This window comes from uncultured Ruegeria sp., from assembly GCF_947489545.1.
In the GTDB taxonomy this organism is placed as follows: domain Bacteria; phylum Pseudomonadota; class Alphaproteobacteria; order Rhodobacterales; family Rhodobacteraceae; genus Ruegeria.
Genome location: NZ_CANLDZ010000001.1, coordinates 461,599 through 481,860, shown reverse-complemented (window position 1 = coordinate 481,860; position 20,262 = coordinate 461,599). Strand labels below are relative to the sequence as shown.

The following is a 20,262-nucleotide window of genomic DNA, read 5'->3' as shown; positions in this document are numbered from 1 at the left end:
ACGGAGTTTTCACACAGCCTCGGCTCAGAACTGCCGTTCATGGATTTCGCGGCGAAGGTGCCGGGAGAGCCCAAACTAACCGATGCTGCTCGATCAACCGATGGCGGCTAACTCTAGCTCAAGAAATAGTCACGTAGAGCTTCAGGCAGCTGTGGGACTTAAGTTCGACTACCTATCGGCTATCTAAACACCCAACAAGGCTGGCGAGATAACTGACTTTGTAGCTAAATAGCTCGATGTCGCTCGGCTGGGTTCAAACTCTGCGGCACCACATGAGATGCCGCAGAGTAGTTTTGGTTTAAAACGACCAGCGAAGGCCTGCGCGCAGGAAAGGGCCTTGCGCGTCGTTGCCGATTTCTTGCTCTGCATTCAGTTCCAAGAGCATATCCTGAGCAAGGTCCCTCTCATAACCAATCGCGACGCGTGCGCCGGTGAAGTCAGTTGAAGCAAAGACCAGCGACTGAGTTGAGGAAAACACCGTAACATCCGTTTCGGAAGTTCCAAGATCGCGCCTTAGAACTCCGCTCAGCTGAGCGCTCAACACTCCGCTATTGTTGAACTGCTTCTGGGCTTCCACACCCAACTGGGCTTCGATAACTTCGGTGGTGATGTTCCCAACAGTGGCGTTGGCACTTGACCCAGTTTCAGTATAGCCATCGTCCTGCTGGTTGGTATAGCGGGCATTTGCAAAGCCAAGCAGCCCGAAATCGCCGTTGATGTCAAAGTCACGCTCAACCGCGACATGCGCTGTAAACAACCTGCTGTCGTAGTCGGCACTTGCATCGTCACTCCCACTGATTTGTCGGGTGCGATCCGTCGAAAGCCAGCCGTAGCCAAGCCCTGCCTCAAAAGTGTAAGCGCCAATTTGTCGACCCAAAGCGGCGTCAAGATAGAAACCGGTCGTGTCAAAATCTGTGGAATCAGTATCTCCATCAGCCGAAAACACGCCCATGCCGACAGCTAATGCAAGGCCATTGTCCATTCGCCCTGTAAACCCAGCATTTCCGTTGAAAATCGACACATCGGTATCGGCGCTGGAATCGGATTCGAACTCGCGATACTCGGCACTGATCAACGCAAATGGTCGGAATCCGACAAAGGTCACCCCCTGTGCTACCTCCGGTGCAGACGTATAGCTCAGCGCATTGCCGCTGCTGCCTACTGTGCTGCCGAAGGCTGCGACGATATCACCGGAAAACGCGATATCACCGGTATCGACACTCGCATAGACGGGGGCCGCTCCTCCTTCATCTTCCACAAACCAGGCTGAACCTTCGCTGGATACCGTAGTCGTGAAAGTGCCAGCTCCGGGTGCAGCATCTTCAAAGCGGAAGATGGCGCTGCCGCCCTGAGCGTCGAGATTCACGTTATGCTCGTTGACCCTTATGATGCCTTGGACATCATCCCCGGTATCAGCGTTGAGCGTACCCGAGCCCGAGCCGAGATAGACGGCGTAAACTTCATCATTCCCGGATACCCGAATGGTTCCCAGACCATCGATCGTGCCGTCGAAATTGTCGAACTGAATACCGGAAGCACGTGTTCCCGACACACCAGTTGCACTTGCGGTGATCTCGCCTGTGTTCGAGAACGATCCCTGCATGTCGCTGGCATATACCCCAATTGCAGTCGATTGGTCCCCAGTCGTCATCCCACCTTCGGCTGCGACAGAGATACTGCCAGAGTTCGCGATGTCTCCGGTTGAGATTTCGTCGATATATATGCCGTAGGCTTCAGCCTCGGTATCCCGAGAGATGGCCGTGGCAGTGATCATACCCGAGTTCGTGATTGTTCCACTCAGATTGTCTGTCAGATAAATGCCAGCGGCTGTTGCGGAGTCCTCAGCGGCCTCGGCGCGCAGCGTCATGGTTCCCGAATTGGTGATTGCACCCGAGACGTCATCACCAACATAGATGCCCGAAGCTGTCGCTTCAGAGGCTGTGTTGAGCGATTGCGCCGTGCCAGTAATCGTACCCGAGTTGACGACCGTGCCAGCGACAATGTCTTCAAGATACATACCGCCTGCATAGGCTTCGTCATCGGTATCGGCACTTGCAAAGGCGGTGATCGTTCCGCTGTTGATGATGGTAGCACCATCCAGCACATCATCGTCTACATGAATACCATATGCGGACGCATCAGATTCGACTGCAAGCGCAGTAGCTTTGATCGTACCACTATTTTCGATCTGGCCGGACAAATCGCCTTCCACGTGGATACCGTATGCAGTCGCCTCGTAGGTTTCTGGAGCAGACGCGAAAATCTCCATCGTGCCTGTATTGCGGATCACACCGGCCGCATCTTCGTCGACGTAAATCCCCGAGGCAGACGCGGTACTATCGATTTTGGTGATGGCAACCGCTTTGATGGTGCCCGAGTTAACAATCTCACCTGTTTCTAGCAGGTCGTCGTCTACGTAGATGCCCCAAGCGTAGGCATAATCGTCGGCGAATGATCTGGCCCGTATGTCAATAGTACCGCTGTTTCTGATCACCCCCCCAACGTCACCGTCAACGGCGATGCCGTAGATTGATGCAGTACTCCCGTCGGTCGTGTCGATAAGCCCATCGATCTTGATTGTGCCGGTGTTGGCGATTTCACCGGTCTCGGTGAGGTCGCCGTCGACATGGATACCCCAGGCCTCGATGTCCCCATCTGTTGCCTGCACATCAACCTCAATGGTGCCGTTGTTCACAATCGACCCGGCAACATCGCCGTCGACCTGTAACGCATAGATGTCCTCTGGATCAGACCCCGTGATATCCAACGAGATGGTGCCGTTGTTTATCAGTTCGCCGCCTTCAAGCAGGTTCCCATCCAATAGCAGACCCGTCGCAGTGTCAGTGTCTGACGCAACGACTGAAATCGAGCCGTTATTGGTAAACGTACTTGAATAATCCGTAGTGATCGTAAGAGCAGCAGCAGTTGTGGAAGCTATCTCAATCGCACCGCTTGCAGTCACTTCGTGATCAGCATCGGTCGTGAAAACCTGAGGCGTAGTCACCACATTTGAGATCGCATCCGCATGCGCCACCCCGGCAGTGAGTGCAATCATCGACACCTGCGCCAGCAATGCAGCAGGAGCAGCGCTGACAATTTGGCCTTTCCACTTGAAAAGACGCCCACCACGGAGCTTGAGGGCGTTCACCCCGGACTCATTTTTTGACATGTACTATCCCGTTAGATTTATTTTGTGTTTTTTTATCGAAGCTCGCCGCGTTTTCGCGATCGGCTACCCCTCCAAACCGTTAAAAAACCGTTAACGAATATGCAAGATGCCAGTTATGCATTGCATAAACTGGCTTGTTGTTGTTGGAAATCCGTAGAAAAACTGCAACACAATGTGGCAATTTGACGGCGCTTTGGGCCAGGTTGCCGTCGTAGGAATTCTGGAGCTACTTGGATGTCAAAAAACAAGACCTTGTCCATCGGAGAGGCCTACAACCAGGGCGTACATGCCTACGAAACAGGGGAGTTGAATAAAGCTGTCAGTGTTCTGAACCAAGTGCTCAAGGCGGCGCCCAAATACGCGCCCGCGCATCAACTGCTTGGCGTAATTGCGTTTCAAACCGGTCAAACTGGGCCAGCCGAAAATGCCATGCGCGAAGCGATCCGATTGCAACCGGACAATGCCGGGTTTCTGTCGAATTTTATCGAAGTATTGCGGACAAACGGCAAAGCTGAAGAAGCGATCCGTGCGGGTAAACACGCAGTCCAACTTGATCCCGGGTCTGCAATTGCCCATTCAAACCTAGGGTTAGCCTACTATGATCTGGGCGACCTAATCGATGCCGAAGCTTCTCAAAAAAAGGCATTGGCCCTCCAACCGGATCTAGTTGCCGCGTACAACAATCTGGGTTCAATCGCGCGCGACAAAGGTGACAGGACGGCCGCAATCTCATTCTATCGACAGGTACTGGACCTACGACCGGATCATCTGGAGAGCGTGAACAACCTCATTTCAGTTCTGATCGAGACTGAAGCTGTCGACGAAGCCAGAGAGCTGACAGAAAGGTATGTTAAAAAAGGGCACGCTTCCGCAGAGCTACATCGTAACCGCGGGCGGCTTCATGTCTTGCATTGCGAATGGGATGAGGCAGAACGCTGCTTCCGCATGGCCATTTCGCTGGATGAGACAAAGCCCGAGTCCTATGTCGGGCTTGCACAGGTTCTGGCTGAGAAAAATCTACACGAACTTGCCCTTCTAGAGGCAGAAAAAGCGCAACGCATAGATCACTCGCACGCACCTGCCTATCATTACATAGCAGTCTGCAAATCTTACTTGGGTGACATGGACGCAGGTTTTGTCAATTACCAGAAGGCCCTTGAGCTGAAACCTGATTTCACCGCAGCCATGATCGCCCTCGGCTATCTGAAAATGGAACAAGGAAATTTTGACTCAGCCCGGCATTGGTTCAACAAAGCAGCAGAAGAAGATAAAGCGCGCCTGAATGCCCAGATTGCGCTGGTCAAGCTGGACAGGGTCACCCAAGACAACCCGGATTTCAAAGCTCTTGAAGCCGCATTGCCCGACGCCGACAAGATGCTCCCTGAACAGTCAGTCTCGTATCACTATGCGTTGGGAAAGTGTTACGAAGACCTCAAACGCTACGAAACTGCCTTTGAACACTTTGCAAAAGGGGCTGCAATAAAACGCAGCATAATCGATTATGACGCAGATCAGATTGAAGAAACGGCCGACAACCTGATCGGAGTATTCACGCCCGCGCTAATCGAAAAACTGCGCAAAAGCGCATTGCACAGCGATCAGCCGATCTTCGTGGTTGGTATGCCTCGGTCCGGAACAACGCTGACCGAGTCGATCCTTGCCAGCCACACAGATGTATTTGGCGCCGGAGAACTGAGCTATTTACACAATTTGTTTGCCGACCAGCTTCGCGGCGGCAACAAGAAAACCGGCAGCCTGATTGCAAGCCTGTCGGAACATGGGCTTACGCAGCGTGCGCAACGATATGTTCAGCAGCTTGATGCGCATGCTCCTTGCCAACCGCATATCGTAGATAAAATGCCAGCCAACTTCCTGATGGTTGGCCTGATTCATGCAGTGCTACCCAACGCGCGGATCGTGCATATTGCGCGTAACCCGTTTGACACCTGCTTGTCCTGCTTTACCCGCGTTTTTCAGCGTAGCCAGTATCATAGCTATGATCAGGTCGAGTTGGGCCGGTATTTCAAGGCCTATGTTCGTGTTATGCAACATTGGAACGAATTGCTACCTGCCGACAGTTTCCTTACGGTTCACTATGAGAACCTTGTAGAAGACATCGAATTTGAAGCGCGTCGCATGATCGCTTTTTGCGGCCTAAAATGGGACGAACGCTGCCTTGACTTCCATAAAGGGGAGCGGCGCGTCCGCACTGCCAGCGTTCAGCAAGTACGCCAGCCGCTATACAAGTCGTCCAAGGAAAAATGGCGCAACTATGAAGCTCAGTTGGCGCCTCTTATTCAAACGATTGGAGAGGCAAGGATTCGTTTTTAATACACATTGATTGAAATTTAGTCCTGAAGTGAGTCCGTTTGAATAGAGGGTATTGTTTTGTAACAAATATCTTCGGAACACATGTGCCAGCAAGTGCTCCAAATAAAGTAATGTTTCCCCAGCCGCGAACGGGTGGCTCGGAGCAAACCTCGCTTACTAAACTAGAGCTTTGTCTGCGTACCGAAAGTTAGAACTCTTGCTCGCGGCTTGACGCAGAGCCCGAGGCCTGGCCGATGAATTAGGATACATTCAATTTTCGACAGGAGATCTGCTGCGTTCTGCGGTAGAAGCACAATCTACATTGGGTTTGATTGCTAAGGCGACGATGGAGGCCGGTGGGCTAGTAAGTGATGACGTTGTCCATGCATTGTTGAAAGAGAGACTGGCGGAGCCAGACACTCAAGCGGGTGTGATCTTCGACGGGTACCCTCGCACAGTCGCTCAAGCGAAGGCACTCGACCTTTTGCTTAAGCAGTCGGGCCAGCGGGTCGAGAAAGTAGTCGAACTTAAAGTCAACGACGATGATCTTGGCGAAAGAAATACTGGAAGGCACACATATGCAGACTGCGGTGAGGGGTATCATATCCGCTTTACCAGGCCAAAACTGGAAGGTGTGTGTGATGTTTGCGGCGGAAAAAGATTCAAACGCAGGGCAGACGACACCGCCGAGACAGTTCGCACAAGGCTAAGCGAGTACTACGAGCAAACACTTCCTGTGTTGTCGTATTATGTGCCGAAAGGCGCCGTCAATACACTGGATGGTGCCGATGAAGTCTTTGCGAACCTCCTTTCGGTGGTTTCTCCAAAGTCGACCGTAGATACTTGACAAGCGAAATTGACGTGCAACCGGTTGAATCAGCAGTCACGCCGTAACTTGAAGTACTGTTGTAACATGGGTATTAGGATTTCGTCTTGGCTTTCCGTGTTCCGGTTAATCGCATGTTCGGAGTTTTTAACCGCGCCTCTGGGCCCGTCCATGCATATGCCAACAGACATGGGTCAAGATCTCCAGTCGTAATTCTGTGCTCATCGCCCGATCGGTTGAGTATCAGAGATCCCGGTGCAAAGACCGCTGCATTGTTTTCGGACCAGGCACCCGCAACTGAAATGTAGCTTTCTTCGATGTCTTGATGACTGTGCTGCGGGTAGGTCGTACTCGGTGCAAAGAGGACAAAACCCAATATGAGGTTCTTGCATTCAACAGGTCCATTCGGGCCAAGGATTTCGCAATAGGCGTATTTTTGACTAAGCGTTTTGCTAATACGCTCGTAGCCATACTCCCATGTTAACTCATCTCGCACTTCTCTTAGGGCTCGAGCCATGCCCTGCATAGCAGCCCGCTCGCCTAAATCCAGCGCTCGAGCAAAGTGCGCCGTTACGGGCTTCAACTCATGTAACCTTTGAAGGATTTCCGGATTATGCGTCATTGCAGCAGATAGTCGATCACGTACAGTTTTGCGATGCGCCCGGATGGCACTACTGCCTCCCGCAGAACCATGGCGGTACAGCGCATCAAACTCCCGCAAAAGGTAAACCCAATTTGGTCTATCTTTCAGGCGCGGAACCGTCGTTGTAGTCATTGAAGAAACCTTGTCTCGGCGAAGTTTTTGGACTTGTTTCGATTTAGTGTCGTCTAATCGCTCGTTTAAGCAACTTGCCTTTCGAATGCGACAAGGTTTTCCCGGCGAAAAGGGCGGGCTTGATCTGTGACCTTCTGTTTGGCTTACAGACTTGTTTGTCATGTCTTTTGATTGTCTTTGGTATCTCGAAATCTCCTCACCATATAGTCCACAAACGCACGGGTTTTCGGCGCTAGGTTGCGCTTGTCGGCAAACATCACCACAATATCTGTGCTAGGTGGTGCGTATTCTGGCATGACATGGACGAGTTCTCCGGACTCAAACTTCCGGTCTGCCATGTAGAGTGGTAGCCGCGCGATGCCGATACCAGCCAGTGCCGCACGAAAGACAACATCGGTGCTGTTTCCTTCAAAACTCCCCGTTGCTTCAAATTCTTCGCCTGACTTCGGTTCGATACTGTTCCAAGCGTTTCGTTGGCTTCTCCCAGCAACCCTCAGGCAATTATGTTCAGCCAACTCGGTAAAATTCGACGGTGTTCCAGATCGCTCGATGTATTTAGGTGAAGCACAAAGCACCCTGCGACTCTGCATAATGCGCCTGACGACCATATCTGGGTTCTTGCGTTGTTCTGCAAAGCAGACCGCTGCGTCGAACCCGTCGCTCCGAAGATCAATCTCCCGGTCGGTTAAATCTAGCGACACTTGGACATCTGGGTGCTCTTCCATGAATTCAGGAAGAGCAGGGATCAGTTGGGACTTACCAAAGGCAACCGTGGATGCGACTCTGAGTACTCCGCGCGGGATACCATCAAAGTTTTGGATCATCGCCTCGGCCTCTTTGAATTTATCGGCCATCGCTTTGCATTTTTCGTAGAATTCCTGGCCCTCTTGTGTGGGCGAAACCCCGGTTCTGGTACGGTTGAGCAAGCGGTAATGGGCCTGATCTTCGAGCAAACCGATTTGTTTGCTCACAGCTGATGGGGTCTGCCCCATCGATCTTGCAGCCGCAGAGATGCTGCCCTGCTCGACAACCGTCGCAAAGATTAGCATTTGCGCAGAAATGTCCATGTCATGACCTTTGCTGTTCCAATATGGCATGGGGCCTTTGCCAAATTGTCGAGTTGTTAGCGCTACCAAACAGGTGTATCTCTGCAGTGCAGCATAAATACTGCATCGCAGCAAGAGACGAGGCAATATCATGGCAATTACACGATCAAACAGCGGGCTGGATGTCGTTTTCGAAGCTGGCCGCACGTTCTTTAATCAAAAGCTGGACACGATGCGAAAGGCACAGGCCAAACGCAGAGTTTATAGAGCTACGTATTATGAACTCTCAGTTCTATCCGACCGTGATCTGACAGATCTGGGCATCCCACGCAGCAACATCAAAAAGCTCGCTTTGGAGGCCGCTTATGGTTGCTGACACCCAAACGGCTGGCACAGATCGCGGTCACGCCATCGCCCTATCAATCGGCCTCTTGGCGTGGATCGGATCCACAGCAAATAATGCCTTGAAGACACTGCAAATGGCTCGGATGCTCTCCACACTTTCGAATATGAGCGACTACTAACTCGCTCAGATCGGAATCTCGCGATCTGATATCCCGGAATATGCCGCGAAACTGATGGCTGACGACTAGAGCGAAGGTTCACTAGGTCAGAAGACTACACGAAACTTGCTGGTTCTCGCTCCTCCCAGAGTAAGCCAGCATGAGCGGCGGCGAAAAATCTATGGGGAGCGCCAACGCAAAGGGCCAGCATCTTCACCTCCTCCCGAAGGTGCTGGCTCATTCTATTCAGTTAAGCGAGACTTCTAGAAAAAGCGCGACAAGCAACGTCCATAAAACCTGATTGTCCGTATTCGTGTTGGGCCAGGAATGCTTGACGTTGGACTCAGAATTGAATGACGTAATTCTCTGATTTATAGAGGTTTTGGCCGCGGGTTGAGTCGGAGATCAGTGACGTTCCACATATTTTTGTAAGGCGACACATAGTTCTGCCACCAGCGACAGAACCTTGCCATTTTCGCCTCACTTCCTTCATCCAGCACCTAGACCGATTTCAATGATCCTGACCTCCCTTTTCGGAAAATCAGGGCTGATTTGCAGATCAGACGCCGAAGGCGCCTGTTACTGCTGATCTGCCAAGTGGCGAACGCGGATGGGGGCGAGGCAATGCTATTCGACAATTGTGGTGCGGCTCGCAGGCGCAGCCGAGGACACGGTTTTGTCTAAAAGGGTTGCCCGAGGGGGAAGGCAGTGTCTTACCCCTGATGGCCAGAAGCGTTTGGCTTGTCCAAATCCCGCTGGCCCCAAAAAACAAGTGCGGCGGAGCAGGCTGCGGCGTTACTTTTTGCGCCAGAACACGTTGTTGTAGCTGTCATTCCCACCAAGCGCGCGAATGATCGCTTCCAGAATTACGCACCGGCAAGCACCCACGCTGCCATCTCATGCCTATCTGTTCTTTTCCTCCTTAGTCTTTCGATGAAAGGTAGAGTCCAGCATCAACGTCTTCAATCAGACTTGGCTCTGATGGCGACCAGTTCAGAACCTCGCAAGTCCATGTGCTCGATGCCGGACTGTCCGAAGCAGCCATGAAGCTGAACCAGTCAAAATAGGCTTGCGCATCGTCGCCGGTTTTGGACGAGACTGGTAGCCCCAGACTGCGACCCAGGGCCTCGGCGATATCCTTGAAAGGCATGCCTTCTTCGGCAACGCCGTGGTAATGAACGCCGCCTTCGTTGCGCTCCAAAGCCAGCCGGTAAAGACGTGCTGCATCCAGGCGATGGACGGCGCACCAGCGGTTCTGCCCTTCGTCGATGTAAGCGCATTCACCATTTTGCTTCGCGATGTCCGCCAACATCCGGACAAAACCATGATCACCCGCGCCGTGTACCGAAGGTGCGAGGCGCACAGCAGCAATCTTCACACCATTTTGCGCCATTTCCGCGCCAGCGTGTTCCGTCGCTACCCGGGGGTTTACCATGTCTCCCGTCGGAGCAAGGTCGGTTTCCTTGGATTCGACACCTGGCGTCAGTATCGCTGTGCCGGATGTCGCAAGGAAAAGCCGGTCAGAGTCTGCCAGCTCGTTCCCGATGGCACGGATCACTTCGGCATCATGAGCGCAGTTTTCTGCGAATTTCGAGAAGTCGTGGTTGAAGCCAAGGTGGATCACAGCGTCTGCCCTAGCTGCACCTGCGCGCAAGCTGTCGAGATCCACAAGGTCTCCGTGATGTGCCTCAGCACCGGCTTTCTTCAAGGCCTCGGCGGAGGATTCTGAACGAGCCAACCCGATGACCGAGTGGTCGTGATCCAATAGTTCGCGGACGACGGCAGATCCGACATAGCCAGTGGCTCCGGTGACAAAAACGCGCATTGATATCTCCTATGACGTGTTGAAACCTGCGCGGCGGCTCAGGTTTTTCGTCAATAGAAGTACCGGCGAAACTGAAGTTATCAATAAGTGAACATCTCGATTATCTTCGCAATCGTCCCAAATCCTTGGATATACGGTTTCAAGCTGATAGAGTTCCGATACAAACCAAACCGGCAGGGACTACATGGACCCTCTTTCTGATATCCTCTCCATCCTGAAACCTCAGAGCCATCTGGCAGGTCTTCTCGACCTTGGTCATCCCTCTGCGATTGACTTTCCCGATCAGGCGGGTGCTCTGAAATGCAACGCCATGATTTCTGGTGGTGCCTGGGTGTCTGTTGGAGGTCGCAAAGAACCCGTTCTGGTTAAGGAAGGCGACTTTTTTATCCTGCCGACGGGTCGCCCTTTTTCGATCAAGACCGATCCTTCCCTTGAAGCCAAACCCGTAGAGCAGCTTCTGACAGCGCCACTTTCGGACGAGCCGGCGGTTATCAACGGTGGCGGGGACACAATGATTGCAAGCTGCCGCTTTACCGTGTCTCAAGCTCACGCATTCAGGCTCATTTCGATGCTGCCGTCGATTATGGTTATTCCGGCGCAAGAAGAGATCGCCGCCCATCTGGTTCACTCAGTAGGATTGATTCTGGAAGAGCTAGCTGATGCTCGTCCGGGTAGTGCTTTGGTTGCTCATCACCTCTCGCACGTGGTCCTGATCCAGACCCTGCGTCATCATCATGCGGAGAAGGATACCCAACTGAGCTGGCTCAAGGCACTCGCTGACACACGCTTAGCTTTGGCGCTGACTGCAATGCACAGTGATCCCGGCAAGAAATGGACACTGAGCGATTTGGCTGAAGTCGCAAATATGTCGAGATCAGTCTTTGCGAGGCGTTTCCAAGAAGCCGCGGGACAAAGTCCCATGGAATATCTTGCTGTTCTCCGAATGATCAAAGCGAGCGATCAACTCCTGTCATCCCGATGCACCATCGCAACCGTCGCTGATGCCTTCGGATACAAGTCCGAAAACGCGTTCAACACAGCTTTCAAAAGGGTGATGGGCCGCCCACCGCGTCAGTATGTGAATGAGCGTTCCAAAGGTGGTTCGGACACTGTTTTGAACTGATGTGGAATAGAAATAGGAGACGACCACTTTTCCATTGGCCGTCATTCCACAAAGTCTAAGTATTCGACAAGATGGGCTCATCGCTGACGTTCTCTGCATACACGATCAATGGCCGCTACTGGGCGAATTAAGTGATGGTGCGTTGGGTCTTCTGATGAGCTGACCACTCAACCAGAGATCGCTTCACAAAAAGCTTTAGCGACGTTCGCTGTTTGTCACAGAGAAGCTATTCAGCCAAAAAATGTCTGCGCATGTCTTTGAGCCTGGAAATATGCACAGCCTATCAAGATATCCTAGTAACTTGTGTGGCTTGTTCGTTTAATTGTTTGCACTCACAACAGCGATTTGCAGCCTTCCGCGGAATAATTTTGAAGCGCCATTTTTGAAAAAGAAATAGAATGCTGTGTCCTATTGAGGGTCGGGTAAACGACAAAATGAATTTCTAAATGGCTGAAATATTTATGAAATTAAATCCTAGGTGATGAATTGCGGAGCTTTTTCGAAATGCTTTTAGCGGTTTCAACGACCGAAGCGGCCAAGGCTTCAAGCTTGTCGTCAGGAAATCTGGCAATAGGTCCAGAGACAGAGACCCCAGCTACGACATTTTCCAGCGAGTCGAAGACAGGCGCTGCGATACAGCGCAGGCCGGGAAACCGCTCCTCATCGTCTAACGCCCATCCTCGTTGTCTGGACTTGAGTAGATCGTCCTTCAGCTTTTGTTTGTCCGTAATTGAATTGGGCGTTTGCCGAGCCAGTGTAAGGGGGGCCAGCAGCTTTTCAAGCGTGGCATCGTTCATGAACGCCATGATAGCTTTGCCCACACCTGATGTGTGAAAGTAGGCTGCGGTTCCATTTTTGATCGAGGCTCGGATCGGATTTTCGGATTCCACCTGAATAAGGTAAAGCAACTGTCCACCTTCTTCGATTGCGAGATTTACTGTCTCACCAGTTTCCTTTGAAAGCTTGCGCATCGAAGCTGGCGCGACCTCCAGCAAATTCGAGGCTTCTTCAAACGTACTGCCGATCCGATAGGCCTGAGGCCCGATGCGCCATTTGCCCTGCTCCGCATCGTTGAAAACCATGCCCCGCTGGTGAAGCGTGGTCAGAAGTCGGTGCGCTGTCGCCGTCGGTATTCCCGTGGTTCTTGCGATGTCTGCAAGTGTTGCGCCTCGCGCATCCGCGACAGCGATCAGGACGCGAATCCCACGATCAAGCGCCCCGACAAGAGAACCTCCGGTTTTTTCCTCATTCGCTTTCAGGCGTGGGCGTCCTCGTCGGACAGCAGTCTTTGGTTCGTTCATTTTTGTCGCAGCCATCGTCTAACTTCTTGTGAAAAGATTCTAACTTGTTCGCAAGTGCGAAAAAATGAAAATATAAAATTAATAAATATCAATTTACTATGTGTATCTCGGCGTCAAAATTGAAAGAGTTTCCAAAATATTTTGAAAAATCGCGAATCTGGCTTATCGTAGTTTCTATCCGCTGGAGGGCGGGTTTGGTGCCAATGCCCAAGGAATATCGGCGACGGCCCAGTCTAGGGAGGAAACATGACAAAATCTTTGAACCGCAGAAGTTTTCTGCGAGGGTCCGCTGTTGTAGGGGCTGGCGCGCTTGCCGCTCCGGCTGTCCATGCGCAGGAAGGAACAACCTTGAAGATGCAGGCGGCTTGGGGCGGCGGCATCTTTCTCGAAAACGCGCAGTCTTATGTCGACCGTGTGAACGAAATGTCTGGCGGCAAACTCACGATCGAACTGCTGCCTGTGAATTCTGTTGTAAAAACCAGCCAGATGCAGGACGCGGTTCATCGCGGCGTTCTGGATGCTGCGCACTATGTTCCAGCGTATTGGTATTCCAAGTCCAAGACGGCATCTCTGTTCGGAACCGGCCCCTGCTTTGGCTGGTCCAGTCAGGAAGTTCTGGGCTGGGTGAACTATGGCGGCGGCCAGGAATTGTTTGATGAACTGATGGGGATACTCGAACTCAACGTTGTATCCTTCTTCAATTCGCCGATGCCGGCTCAGCCTCTTGGGTGGTTCAAGGAAGAGATCACTGGCGCAGATCAAATGAACGGCTTGAAGTATCGGACCGTTGGTCTTGCCGCGGATGTTCTGCTTGAGATGGGCATGTCCGTCGTGCAGCTGCCCGGTGGTGAAATCCAACCTGCAATGAAGTCAGGCCTGATTGATGCTGCAGAGTTCAACAATCCGACGTCGGACCGCGACTTTGGTATGCAGGATGTGTCCAAACATTACCATCTTGCGTCGTTCCACCAGAGTCAGGAGTTCTTTGAAGTTACCTTCAACAAGGACAAGTATAACGCACTGGCGCCAGAGCTTCAGGCGATCTTGAAATACGCGTCCGAAGCAGAGAACTCTAACTTCTACTGGAACAACACCAAACGTTATTCCGAAGACTTGGTCACGCTTGCGGAAGAGCAAGGCGTCAACGTCTATCGGACGCCGGACAGCGTCATGCAAGCGCAGCTTGAGGCGTGGGACGTTGTAGTTGAGCGGATCTCAAATGAAGACCCCTTCTTTGCTAAGGTCATCGAAAGCCAGATGGCTTATGCGAAGACTGTGATGAACTACCTCAACCTGAACCAACCCGACTATAAGCTGGCCTATAAGCACTATTTCGGCTGAGACCTGCCAATCGCTTAATAGGGAAAGTCGCGCTTTTTGCGCGGCTTTCTTAACACCGGGCAGAACAGGCGAGGAACTGACCTTGATCAAAACAATCCACGCCATCGAAGGGCTAAGCCAATGGGTCGGCAAAGCCTTCGGATGGTGCATCCTTATTCTGACACTTTCCGTGTCTTACGAAGTGTTCGTACGGTACGTGCTGAACAAGCCAACTGTCTGGGCGTTCGACATGATGGTCCAGATGTACGGCGCGTTGTTCCTGATGGCCGGGGCCTATGCTTTGGCGCAAGACGCACACGTCCGCGGCGATGTATTGTACCGACTGTTCTCTGTCCGCTGGCAGGCTCGCGTCGATTTTGTTCTGTATATCCTGTTTTTCTTTCCAGGCATGTTCGCTCTGTTTTGGTACGGATGGGAGATCGCGAAGGACAGTTGGCGCTATGAAGAGGTCAGCTGGAACAGCCCGGCACGTATCCAGATTTACTTCTTTAAAACCCTGATTCCGGTCGCTGGCTTCCTACTAATGCTTCAAGGCCTTGCCGAAATGGCCCGGTGCTGGCTGGCGATGCGAAATGGCGTCTGGCTAGAGCGGCTCGATGACGTGCGCGAAACCGAAGACATGTTGATGGAAGAAACCATCGATAAAATTCGGACAACGGGTTCTAAAGAGGGAGGCCGTAGCGATGACTGATCCACAAGTCGCCATCATGATGCTCAGCCTCTTCATTCTTTTGGTATTGCTGGGCTTTCCAATAGCGTTCACCTTGCTCGCCATGGGTGTTGGTTTTGGGTACTACGCCTACTACCAGTCTGCGCCTGAGAGCATTTCGGACATCTTCAACAACAACATCTTCTACCTTCTCAACCAAAACACCTACTCGGTGATGGAGAACGACACGCTTGTTGCGATCCCACTGTTCTTATTTTTGGGGTACGTGGTCGAGAGGGCGAACATCGTTGATCGACTATTTTTTTCGTTGTACATGGCGGCACGAAACTTGCCAGGTTCCCTAGCCATTGCGGCGCTACTTACCTGTGCTGTTTTTTCGACAGCGTCCGGAATTGTTGGTGCAGTTGTTACGTTGATGGGTCTGCTTGCCTACCCTGCGATGGCTAATGCCGGGTATCAACGCAGTTTCGCCTCTGGCGTTATCTGCGCGGGCGGAACTTTGGGAATTCTGATCCCGCCGTCGATCATGCTGATCGTCTATGCCGCTATTGCCGAGCTTTCACCGTTGAGATTGTACGCCGCGGCAGTTTTCCCAGGCCTTATGTTGGCGGGGTTGTACATCGTCTACGTGATGGTTCGTGTCTGGTTGAACCCGGCCCTGGCACCGAAGCCGCAGGAGGAAGACATTCCTCCGAGGCGTCAGGTTTATATGGATCTGCTGGTGTCATTCGTGCCGCTGACCATTTTGATTATGCTTGTACTTGGCTCCATCCTTGGAGGCCTTGCGACCCCAGCGGAAGCTGCTGCAATGGGCGCATTGGGCGGGTTGGTTCTCGCAGTGCTGTACCGTTCGCTCACTTGGGACAAGGTCAAGCAGAGTGTCTTCCTGACCGCCAAGGCCACCGCGATGGTTTGTTGGTTGTTCGTCGGGTCTTGGACGTTCGCATCAATCTTTTCCTATCTTGGTGGGCATGATGTGATCGAGCATTGGGTTGTTGGTATGAATCTTCAACCCTGGCAGTTCTTGGTTCTTGCTCAATTGATCATCTTCCTACTGGGTTGGCCGCTTGAATGGTCTGAAATCCTGATCATTTTTGTACCGATCTTTCTGCCCATGCTGGATACGTTTGGTGTCAATCCATACTTCTTCGCGATGCTGGTTGCTCTGAACCTACAGACCTCCTTCCTGACGCCACCTATGGCGATGTCGGCCTACTATTTGAAAGGGGTTCTAAAAAACCAGATCCAGCTCATGGAGATATTCAAAGGTCTGATGCCGTATCTGGCCATCGTGATCCTATGTATGGTGCTGATGTATCAGTTCCCGGGGATCGCGTTGTGGCTGCCGGATTACCTCTTCGGAGTCTGGGTGCCATGACCAAACATGATCTGTCACTGTTCTCGGCGGCCCAATCCGCCGAGGCCATCCGAACCGGGCGCATTTCGTCTGAAGCATTGGTTGAAGCCTGCCTATCGCGAATTGAAGAAACGGATGACAAGGTTCATGCGTGGGCCTACCTCGACGCTGGTGTCGCTCTTGATCAGGCCCGTGAGCTAGATCGTATTCGCATGGCAGGGCGGGCAATGGGCGCGCTACACGGTGTGCCCGTCGGACTGAAAGACATTGTCGATACCAAAGACATGCCAACGCAATGCGGATCGGCAATTTTTTCAGGACGCCAACCTGAGATGGACGCCAGATTGGTCGAGCATCTTCGTGAAGCCGGCGCAGTGGTAATGGGCAAAACGAAGACCACTGAATTCGCCTTCATGCATCCGACCGACACTACAAATCCTTTCGACCCGACCCGAACTCCGGGCGGGTCATCGAGCGGATCTGCAGCCGCAGTGGCAGCCAGGCACGTTCCCGTGGCGATTGGAACCCAGACCGGTGGTTCGGTTATTCGCCCAGCATCGTTTTGTGGCGTGTATGGTTTCAAACCGTCCCGAGGGACGATCTCGCGCAGCGGTGTTTTCCGTACATCCGTATCTCTGGATCACGTCGGCGGCTTTGCGAATTCTCTGGAAGACATCGCATTGTTGACGGATGTCTTGTCGGGCTACGATCAAACCGACCCGGCCAGCTTTGCGAGACCGCAGCCTAACATGCTGGCGGGCGCTCGGGCAGAGGCTCCGGTCGAACCGAATATCGCTTGGTTGGGTTTTCCGTTCGACGACCGTTTGGACGGGGATACAGTTGAAGGCCTTAATGCTGTCATTGAAGGCTTGGAAGGGCGGGTTGAGCGGTTTTCGGCCTCACCCCAACTGGCCGATCTAATAAACATTCACAAAACGATCTACGACTACGAAATCCGCCAGAACATGGCTGAGATTTCTAAAGCCCATTGGACTGAGCTCAGTACCGAAATGCAATCTGCAATCAACCGTGGTGCAGAAATTAGCTTGGCGCAATATGAAGATGCCTTGGCAGTCATGGCCTCGGCTCAAAGCTTTTTTGCAGAATACTTCAACGATTTCGACGCAATCCTGGCCCCGGCGGCCACAGGAGAAGCGGTACCGCTGAGCGCTGGACATACCGGAGACTCCGTCTTTTGTCTGAATTGGACGCTGGCAGGTTTGCCGTGCCTAACGCTGCCTTTACTGGTGGGGCAGAATGACCTTCCTATCGGCGTACAACTGATTGGCGCGGTCGAGGAAGATGACAGGCTTCTTCGCACGGCATCATGGGTTCAACATAGCCTCAAGGTACAGGAACAACAAGGAGAGTAAACGTATGTCAAGGCTGACAAACATTCTCATGGGCGTTATCGGCACTGGCCTGATGATGACCTTTGTACTTGGCCTCGCGCACAGTATTTCGACCGGCTTCGCCGGATTTTGGGGCGGGTTGCCGTTCTTGTGCATTGCGGTTTTCGTGATCGCCCTTGCACTCTACAATTTCTGGGAAGACGCAGTAAAAAAGGACTGATCTCATGAGCGACAAACCAGTCCTCTGGCTTCCTCGTCGGGTGTCTGACGCGACTATCGAGCGGGCGCGCCGGGACTACGACTTGGTCCTGAACGAGGCCGACACGCCGGGTACGTCAAATGAGATCATTGCTATGAGCGCCCAGGTTGACGCTATGATGCCCTGTCATTCTGAACAATTCTCGGCTGAAGTCGTGTCGCAACTTTACCCACGCCTGAAGATTGTCGCGAACCATTCTGTTGGTGTTGATCATTGCGACCTCGCCGCTTTGGCGGCGAAGGGGATCGCGGTGACAAACACGCCCGATGTCCTTTCCGATGCAACGGCTGAATTGGCAATGCTGCTCTTGCTTGGTGCAGCGCGACATACGGTTCAAGGCGACCGCCTGATGCGTACAGGCACTTGGGACAGCTGGAGCCCATCTTTTATGGTCGGCAAGCAAGTCACGGGTGCACGACTAGGCATTGTCGGGATGGGGCGTGTGGGTCGGGCATTTGCAGCAAAAGCGCGCGGGTTCGACATGGAAATCCACTACTTCAACCGCAACCGCCTTCCACCCGATCAGGAACACGGGGCAATTTACCATGAAAGTATCGACACACTGTTACAAGTTGCCGATTTCCTGTCGCTTCATTGTCCCGCCACTCCTGAAACTCTTGACCTGATGAACGCTGAACGTTTAGCCGCGCTTCCGAATGGGGCGATACTCGTGAATTCAGCCCGAGGCGCACTTGTTGACGAAGATGCGCTGGTACACGCAATTGAAAACGGAAAGCTGTCTGCTGCAGGTCTTGATTGTTTCAAGACGGAACCGGGGGGCAACCCAAAGTTCGCCGCGTACGAGAACATCTTCATGTTGCCGCATATCGGAAGCGCAACGACAAAAACACGCGACGCAATGGGCTTTCGCGCTTTGGACAATTTAGACGCTTTCTTTGCTGGCAAAACACCCCGAGACCTTTTGTAGAAGAGAACACTGCAATGGCAAAACTAGCATTCCTTGGCTTAGGCGTAATGGGTTATCCAATGGCGGGCCACCTACAGGCGGCGGGGCATGAGGTGACCGTATACAATCGGACATCTTCCAAAGCCGAAACATGGGTTGCCGAGCATGGTGGCAGCATGCGTGAGACACCCCGTGAGGCGGCCGAAGGCGTAGAATTTGTCATGACATGCGTTGGGAACGACGATGATCTTCGTAACGTTTGTACAGGTTCAAACGGTGCATTCAACGGCATGTCAAAGAGCGCAACGCTTGTTGACCACACGACCGTCTCTGCGATGGTGACACACGAACTGTACACCGCCGCTAAAGAGATCGGTCTAGCCTTTCTAGACGCGCCAATCTCTGGAGGTCAGGCGGGTGCCGAAAACGGCGTTCTTTCCATTATGTGTGGAGGCGATCAACACGTATACGACGCCGCTGAGCCTATCATGCAAGTGTACTCGAAAATCTGTCGACGGATTGGAGAGAGCGGTGCCGGACAATTGACAAAGATGAGCAACCAAATCGCCATCGCTGGATTGGTTCAAGGGTTGAGCGAAGCGCTGCATTTCGCGGAGAAAGCCGGTCTTGATGGTCGTTCAGTGGTTGAAGTCATAAGCCAAGGGGCCGCAGGCAGCTGGCAGATGGTGAACAGATACGAAACGATGCTCGAAGACCATTTTGGCCATGGTTTTGCTGTTGATTGGATGCGCAAAGATTTGGGTATCTGTCTTGATACAGCCAATGAAACCGGCGCTAGTCTACCTGTGACGGCGCTGGTAGATCAGTTCTACAAGGATGTCCAAAAACTTGGGGGCGGTCGATGGGATACCTCTTCGCTACTCAAGCGACTTCGAGCACTCGGATAAGCCGCGAGTGTAGAGTCAACTTATACCGACTTCGCGTCCCATAATCCGCCAGTGCGTATCAAAACCTGGAATTGGGTCATCCTCTTTGGGCTCGTTCCAGGTGATTGCCGTGCTCGAGTTCAATGGCGTCTACCGAGACGCGTCTACGTGACTGAAGAGCTTTGAGTCGTCACTGGTAGAGCCTGCGCTCCAATAAAAGCTAGAACGGTTCAAAATCAAAGGCTTAGCTGTCATGAAATGGTAAATCTATGTGTCGTCCGGCACTTTTTGTTGAACTTCAGACGAACCTGACCCAACCGTCATAGTTGGACTAGAAACTAGGCGAACGTTCGACATCAGATGGCACTCCCGATATCGAAACATCCGACGGGAACCTGGCTTCAAGGTTCAAATTCCTTCGCTCAGCCTTCAGCATCTTGGGAAATTGTTACGCTGATATCATGATTTTAGGATAAAATACTTCGACATATGCATCGTATTTTGCTTCCCAGCGTTCCGGGTAAAGCGTCTGCAAATCTCGGCGTTCTATACACATTTCAAAATAGTGAGTGACTTTCAATTCACGTTCACTAACAGTTAACCTGTCATTT

At 52.4% G+C, this 20,262-nt stretch carries 16 protein-coding genes; 11 read left to right on the top strand and 5 right to left on the bottom strand.

Features of this window, described 5'->3' with window-relative positions:
• Positions 1–298: 298 nt before the first annotated feature.
• Positions 299–3,169 (bottom strand): autotransporter domain-containing protein, encoded by a 2,871-nt coding sequence (locus Q1B13_RS02280; RefSeq protein ID WP_299077757.1) that lies wholly within the window; start codon positions 3,167–3,169, stop codon positions 299–301.
• A 234-nt stretch (positions 3,170–3,403) separates the two neighbouring features.
• Between Q1B13_RS02280 and Q1B13_RS02275 the strand changes: the two genes are divergently transcribed.
• Together Q1B13_RS02275 and Q1B13_RS02270 are read left to right on the top strand one after the other, a co-directional pair.
• Positions 3,404–5,500 (top strand): tetratricopeptide repeat-containing sulfotransferase family protein, encoded by a 2,097-nt coding sequence (locus Q1B13_RS02275; protein ID WP_299077755.1) that lies wholly within the window; start codon positions 3,404–3,406, stop codon positions 5,498–5,500.
• Positions 5,501–5,726: 226 nt separating this feature from the next.
• Positions 5,727–6,326 (top strand): nucleoside monophosphate kinase, encoded by a 600-nt coding sequence (locus Q1B13_RS02270; protein WP_299077918.1) that lies wholly within the window; start codon positions 5,727–5,729, stop codon positions 6,324–6,326.
• 73 nt (positions 6,327–6,399) lie between these two features.
• Here Q1B13_RS02270 and Q1B13_RS02265 read toward each other — a convergent pair whose 3' ends face one another.
• Positions 6,400–7,080 (bottom strand): dimethylsulfonioproprionate lyase family protein, encoded by a 681-nt coding sequence (locus tag Q1B13_RS02265; RefSeq protein WP_299077752.1) that lies wholly within the window; start codon positions 7,078–7,080, stop codon positions 6,400–6,402.
• 158 nt (positions 7,081–7,238) lie between these two features.
• The gene (locus tag Q1B13_RS02260; protein WP_299077750.1) at positions 7,239–8,177 is read right to left on the bottom strand and encodes a LysR family transcriptional regulator; all 939 of its coding nucleotides are present in this window, start codon (positions 8,175–8,177) and stop codon (positions 7,239–7,241) included.
• A gap of 100 nt (positions 8,178–8,277) precedes the next feature.
• Here Q1B13_RS02260 and Q1B13_RS02255 point away from each other — a divergent pair, with 100 nt between their 5' ends.
• Positions 8,278–8,502: a DUF1127 domain-containing protein gene (locus tag Q1B13_RS02255; protein ID WP_299077747.1), complete on the top strand. Its 225-nt coding sequence runs from the start codon at positions 8,278–8,280 to the stop codon at positions 8,500–8,502.
• A 1,049-nt stretch (positions 8,503–9,551) separates the two neighbouring features.
• Here Q1B13_RS02255 and Q1B13_RS02250 read toward each other — a convergent pair.
• Positions 9,552–10,454, bottom strand: a complete 903-nt coding sequence (locus Q1B13_RS02250; RefSeq protein WP_299077744.1) for an SDR family oxidoreductase — start codon at positions 10,452–10,454, stop codon at positions 9,552–9,554.
• A 184-nt stretch (positions 10,455–10,638) separates the two neighbouring features.
• On the opposite strand from Q1B13_RS02250, the gene Q1B13_RS02245 reads away from it, so the two are divergent.
• Positions 10,639–11,577 (top strand): AraC family transcriptional regulator, encoded by a 939-nt coding sequence (locus tag Q1B13_RS02245; RefSeq protein ID WP_299077741.1) that lies wholly within the window; start codon positions 10,639–10,641, stop codon positions 11,575–11,577.
• A 467-nt stretch (positions 11,578–12,044) separates the two neighbouring features.
• Here the strand turns inward: Q1B13_RS02245 and Q1B13_RS02240 are convergent, their stop codons facing one another.
• Complete coding sequence (locus Q1B13_RS02240) at positions 12,045–12,878, bottom strand: IclR family transcriptional regulator (protein WP_299799684.1); 834 nt, start codon at positions 12,876–12,878, stop codon at positions 12,045–12,047.
• Positions 12,879–13,124: 246 nt separating this feature from the next.
• Here Q1B13_RS02240 and Q1B13_RS02235 point away from each other — a divergent pair, with 246 nt between their 5' ends.
• The 7 genes from Q1B13_RS02235 (at position 13,125) to Q1B13_RS02205 (ending at position 19,672) form a co-directional block, all read left to right on the top strand.
• Positions 13,125–14,219, top strand: a complete 1,095-nt coding sequence (locus Q1B13_RS02235; RefSeq protein WP_299077727.1) for a TRAP transporter substrate-binding protein — start codon at positions 13,125–13,127, stop codon at positions 14,217–14,219.
• A gap of 82 nt (positions 14,220–14,301) precedes the next feature.
• A complete protein-coding gene (locus tag Q1B13_RS02230) occupies positions 14,302–14,910 on the top strand; it encodes a TRAP transporter small permease subunit (protein WP_299077724.1) in 609 nt (202 codons plus the stop codon).
• A complete protein-coding gene (locus Q1B13_RS02225) occupies positions 14,903–16,267 on the top strand; it encodes a TRAP transporter large permease subunit (protein ID WP_299077721.1) in 1,365 nt (454 codons plus the stop codon). Before Q1B13_RS02230 ends, Q1B13_RS02225 begins: the two co-directional genes overlap by 8 nt.
• Positions 16,264–17,619, top strand: coding sequence for an amidase (locus Q1B13_RS02220; protein ID WP_299077718.1), 1,356 nt, complete (start codon positions 16,264–16,266; stop codon positions 17,617–17,619). Before Q1B13_RS02225 ends, Q1B13_RS02220 begins: the two co-directional genes overlap by 4 nt.
• 4 nt (positions 17,620–17,623) lie before the next feature.
• Positions 17,624–17,818 (top strand): hypothetical protein, encoded by a 195-nt coding sequence (locus Q1B13_RS02215; RefSeq protein WP_298936802.1) that lies wholly within the window; start codon positions 17,624–17,626, stop codon positions 17,816–17,818.
• 4 nt (positions 17,819–17,822) lie between these two features.
• Complete coding sequence (locus tag Q1B13_RS02210) at positions 17,823–18,785, top strand: D-glycerate dehydrogenase (protein WP_299077715.1); 963 nt, start codon at positions 17,823–17,825, stop codon at positions 18,783–18,785.
• Between the two features lie 14 nt (positions 18,786–18,799).
• Positions 18,800–19,672, top strand: a complete 873-nt coding sequence (locus Q1B13_RS02205) for an NAD(P)-dependent oxidoreductase (RefSeq protein WP_299077712.1) — start codon at positions 18,800–18,802, stop codon at positions 19,670–19,672.
• Positions 19,673–20,262 lie beyond the last annotated feature (590 nt).